This window comes from Roseomonas sp. TS2, from assembly GCF_058833935.1.
Genome location: NZ_JCACVY010000262.1, coordinates 1 through 4,536, shown reverse-complemented (window position 1 = coordinate 4,536; position 4,536 = coordinate 1). Strand labels below are relative to the sequence as shown.

At 74.3% G+C, this 4,536-nt stretch carries 4 protein-coding genes and 1 pseudogene; all 5 read left to right on the top strand.

All coding sequences use genetic code 11. The features are described 5' to 3' along the window. A pseudogene (locus ACZJYS_RS22870) lies at positions 1-499 on the top strand (hypothetical protein); the annotation flags it as partial. Then, positions 496-1,890: a Tol-Pal system beta propeller repeat protein TolB gene (gene tolB / locus ACZJYS_RS22865; protein WP_109515271.1), complete on the top strand. Its 1,395-nt coding sequence runs from the start codon at positions 496-498 to the stop codon at positions 1,888-1,890. The pseudogene ACZJYS_RS22870 and the gene tolB, both read left to right, overlap by 4 nt. A gap of 143 nt (positions 1,891-2,033) precedes the next feature. Beyond that, positions 2,034-2,531: a peptidoglycan-associated lipoprotein Pal gene (pal, locus tag ACZJYS_RS22860; RefSeq protein WP_109515272.1), complete on the top strand. Its 498-nt coding sequence runs from the start codon at positions 2,034-2,036 to the stop codon at positions 2,529-2,531. A gap of 140 nt (positions 2,532-2,671) precedes the next feature. Then, positions 2,672-3,547, top strand: a complete 876-nt coding sequence (locus ACZJYS_RS22855) for a YbgF trimerization domain-containing protein (protein WP_493180439.1) — start codon at positions 2,672-2,674, stop codon at positions 3,545-3,547. A gap of 83 nt (positions 3,548-3,630) precedes the next feature. Beyond that, on the top strand, positions 3,631-4,536 hold a 906-nt coding region (gene tilS / locus ACZJYS_RS22850; protein ID WP_493180438.1), incomplete at its 3' end, for a tRNA lysidine(34) synthetase TilS.

Below are 4,536 nucleotides of genomic sequence, written 5' to 3'. Positions count from 1 at the left end.
GCGCGAGCCCGCCACCCAGCCGGGCACCGGGCAGACGCCGCCCACGCGCAACACCGCCGAGCGCAGCCAGTCCGTGCTGAGCACGCTGGAGCGGCTGCGCGCCGCGCAGCAGCAGAACGAGCCGCCGCGCGCCCGCACCAATTCGGGCGGGGCGCCGGCCGCCGGCGGCGGCGCGCCCTCCGGCGCCGCGTTGCTGACGGCGGGCGAGGTGCGCGGTGTCTCGGAGCGGATCAGCGAATGCTGGTCGGTCGATGCCGGCATGCTCAATCTTGACCAGATCGTGGTCGAGCTGCGGGTGGACATCGACCCGGGCGGGGTCATACGCAATGTGCGCCCGGCGGGCAGCGTTCCGTCCGAGCCCCGCGCGCGCGCCGTATACGAAAGCGCCCGCCGCGCGTTGCTCGACCAGAAATGCAGCCCGCTGCCCGTGCCACGCGAGAAGATCCCGTCGCTGAACGCCGCGACCTTCCGATTCAACCCGAGGGGCCTCGTCCGATGACCCAGCAGAACCTTTCCCTGTCCCGCCGCCTCGCCCTGATGGGTCTGGGCGGGCTGGTGGGCATGCCGATCCTCGGCGCCGCCTCGCGCGCCCGCGCGCAGGCCCCGGCCCCCGGCGGCACCGCCGCCGGGGGCCAGGTGATCGACATCACCCGCGCCCGCACCGACCCGATCCCGATCGCGCTGCCCGACTTCGCCGGCTCCTCGCCGGCGGCGCAGCAGCTCGGCCAGAACATCACCCGCGTCATCGCCAACAACCTGAAGAATTCCGGGCTGTTCCGGCCGGTGGAGCGCGCCGCCTACATCCAGACGCCGGAGGCCGCCGCCGGCGCGCCCCGCTTCCAGGACTGGCGCGTGATCGGCGCGCAGGCGCTCGTCACCGGCCGCGCCGAGCCGCAGGGCGACCGCGCGCGCATCGAGTTCCGGCTGTGGGAGGTGAATTCCGAGCAGCAGCTCCAGGGCACCGCCTACACCGCCGCCGCCGCCAACTGGCGGCAGATCGCCCACGTCATCTCCGACGTGATCTATGAGCGGATGCTGGGCGAGAAGGGCTATTTTGACACCCGCATCGTCTACATCGCCGAGAGCGGCCCGCGCGACCGGCGCACCCGCCGCCTCGCCATCATGGACCAGGATGGCGAGAACCACCGCTTCCTGACCGATGGCAGCTTCCAGGCCCTGACCCCGCGCTTCCACCCGAATGCGCGGCAGATCGCCTTCATGTCCTACAACAACAACCAGCCGCGGGTTTACCTGTTCAACCTGGACAGCGGCCGGCAGGAGGTGCTGGGCAACTTCCAGGGCATGACCCTCTCGCCGCGCTTCAGCCCGGACGGGCGCAACGTCGTGCTCTCCTCCGCCCGCGGCGGCGACGCCAACATCTATGTGGTGGATCTCGGCTCGCGGCGGGAGCGGCAGCTCACCTCCGGCGGCGGGCTGGATGTCTCCCCCTGCTACTCGCCGGATGGCAGCCAGATCGTCTTCAACTCCGACCGTGGCGGCGACCAGCAGCTCTACGTGATGGACGCCAATGGCGGCGGCGCGCGGCGCATCTCCTTCGGCAATGGCCGCTACGCCACCCCCGTCTGGTCGCCGCGCGGCGACCTGATCGCCTTCACCCGCATCTCCGGCGGCCGCTTCGGCATCGGCGTGATGCGCCCCGACGGCTCGGGCGAGCGCATCCTCTCCGAAGGCTGGGGCATGGAGGGGCCGAGCTTCGCGCCGAACGGCCGGGTGCTGACCTTCTACCGCGAGAGCCCGGCGCGCGATTCCCGCGGCAACGGCTACTCGGCGCGGCTGGCGATGATCGACATCGCCGGCTTCAATGAGCGGCAGGTGATCACCCCCACCGACGCCACCGATCCGAGCTGGTCGCCGCTGTTGTCCTCGTAACCGAAGGTTGATAGACGCCATGCCAGGAGCGATGCGTTTGCCGAAGGGCAACCATTCCTGGCATGCCGGTTTGTCTGCCTTGAACGCGCCTCAATCGCAGCGTAACCGCGGCCGTAATTCGATCTGACACAGGAATCGAAATTATGCAGACCAAGCTTCTTGGCGCTCTTGCCGCCGCCGCCCTTCTCGCCGCCTGCGCGAGCGAGGATACTTCGGGCGCTGCCACCGGCGCCGGCGCTGCCGGCGGTGCCGGCATGGGCGGCCTGGGTGCCGGGCAGATCCGCCCGGGCAGCCAGGAAGACCTGGTCGCCAATGTCGGCGACCGCGTTTTCTTCGACACCGACAGCAGCAGCGTCCGCGCCGACCAGCGCACCACGCTGGAGCGGCAGGCCGCCTGGCTGGCGCAGTACCCGCAGGTGCAGGTCGTGGTCGAGGGTCATGCCGACGAGCGCGGCACCCGCGAGTACAACCTGGCGCTCGGCCAGCGCCGCGCCAGCTCGGCGCGCGACGTGCTGGTGGCGAACGGCGTCTCCTCCGGCCGCCTGAGCGTGATCTCCTACGGCAAGGATCGCCCGGCGGCGCTCGGCTCCTCGGCCGACGCCTGGGCGCAGAACCGCCGCGCGGTGACGGTCGTCCGCTGAGCATGGACCACGCGCGGCCGTGTTGACGCGGTGCGTTGACGCGGGCGCGGGTGGCTGAGAGAAGCGGCGGCACCCGTCTGCGCGGGCGCCGCCGTTTTTCGTTCCGCCGACCATTGCCCTGCTACCGGAAGGACAAGGCCATGTTTCGCAAGTTCCTGCTCCTGGCCCCGCTGCTGCTGCCCCCCATGCTGCTGGCCGCCGGGCCGGCCGCCGCGCAGATGGAGAGCCGTGAGGGCATCGCGTTGCAGAACCAGATCCTGCAGCTGCGGCAGGAGCTGGACATGATGCGGCGGAGCGGCGGCGGTGGCGGCTATGCCGCGCCGGTGCCAATGGCGCCGCCCGCGGGGCGTGGCGGCGTGGCCGGCGGCTCGCCCGAGCTGCTCAGCCAGATGCTGGAGCGGGTGGGCGCGCTGGAGGAGGAGGTGCGCCGGCTGCGTGGGCAGGTGCAGGAATCCGAATACCGCGTCCGCACCACCCAGCAGGCGCTGGAGAAGCTGCAGGGCGACATGGACTACCGCCTGCAGCAGCTGGAGCAGGGGGGCGCCCGCGCCCCGGCCGCCGCCCCGGCGCGCCCGGCCCAGCGCAGCGAGGCCGAGCCCGCCCCGGCCGCGCCGCCCGCCGCCGCGACGCCGCGCACCGCCGAGCGCGCCCTGGCCGATGGCCAGACGGCGCTTTCCCGCCGCGACTACGGCGCCGCCGAGGCCGCGGCGCGCGAGGTGATCGCCGCCCGCAACACCGCCCGCGCGCAGGATGCCCAGATCCTCCTGGGCGATGCCCTGCTCGGCAAGCGGGAGTTCCAGAACGCCGCCCTGGCCTACGACGACGCCTATCGCCGCAACCGCAGCAGCGGCCGTGCGCCGGAGGCGATGCTGGGCCTGGCCAATTCCTTCCTGGGCTTCGGCGCCAAGCGCGAGGCCTGCGCCACGCTGGATGACCTGCGCAGCGAGTTCCCGCGCCTGTCCGGCGGCCTCGCCGACCGCGCCGCCGAGGCCCGCAAGCGCGGCGGCTGCCGCTGATCCTGGAAAGCGGGGGCGCCGCCGGCACACCGGATTTCGAAGCTCGGCTTGGCGCCCTCGGGCCTTTCGGCCCTGCGCCTCGGATGGCGGTGGGCGTCTCCGGCGGCCCGCATTCCCTGGCCCTGGCGCTGCTGGCCGCGCGCTTCTGCGCCGCGCGTGGTGGCGACGCGCTGGCGCTCATCGTCGATCACGGGCTGCGCGACGGGAGCGCGGCCGAGGCCGCCTGGACGGCCCGCACCCTGGCCGGGCGCGGCATTGCCTCCGAGATCCTGACCCTGGGCCTGCCGCGTGGCCCCGCCCTGCAGGAGCGCGCCAGGGCGGGCCGCCTCGCGGCGATGCTGGCGCGCTGCGGCGCGCTCGGCCGCCCCTGGCTGCTGCTCGGCCAGCACCGCATGGACCAGGCGGAGACGGTGCTGTTCCGCGCCCTGCGCGGCAGCGGCGCGGCGGGCCTCGCCGGCATGGCGCCCTGGCGCGCGGCGGAGGCGGCGGTGATCCTGCGCCCGCTGCTGGGCCTCCCCCCGGTGGCGCTGGAGGCGCTGCTGCGGCGCGAGGGCCTCTCCCCGCTGCGCGACCCCTCCAATGCCGATCCGCGCTTCACGCGCGTCGCCCTGCGCGCCGCCCTGGCGGACCCGGATGGCACCGGAACGCGCGTCGCCGCTCTGGCCGGGGCGGCGGCGGCCTTCGCCCGGCGCCGCGCGCAGCAGGAGGCGGCGGTGGCGGAGCGCCTCGCCGGCGCTCTCCATCTGGCCCCGGAAGGCTGGGCGCGGCTGGACGCGGCGGCGCTGGGGCGGGACGCGGTGGCGGCCTCCGCCCTGGCGGCGCTGCTGCGGCTGCTCTCTGGCGCCGAGCACGCTCCGGCTTCGGCGGCGGTGCGGGCCCTGCTGTCGCGTGGGCAGGGCACGCTGCATGGGGTGCTGTGGTCGGGCGGGGTGCTGTGCCGGGAGCCCGCCGCCTGCGCGCCGCCGGTTCCGGCCGCCCCGGGGGCGATG

Excerpts from the sequence above, each read along its gene's own strand:
- ACZJYS_RS22855 (WP_493180439.1), top strand. The coding sequence starts at position 2,672 with ATGTTTCGCAAGTTCCTGCTCCTGGCCCCGCTGCTGCTGCCCCCCATG.
- pal (WP_109515272.1), top strand. The coding sequence starts at position 2,034 with ATGCAGACCAAGCTTCTTGGCGCTCTTGCCGCCGCCGCCCTTCTCGCC.
- tolB (WP_109515271.1), top strand. The coding sequence starts at position 496 with ATGACCCAGCAGAACCTTTCCCTGTCCCGCCGCCTCGCCCTGATGGGT.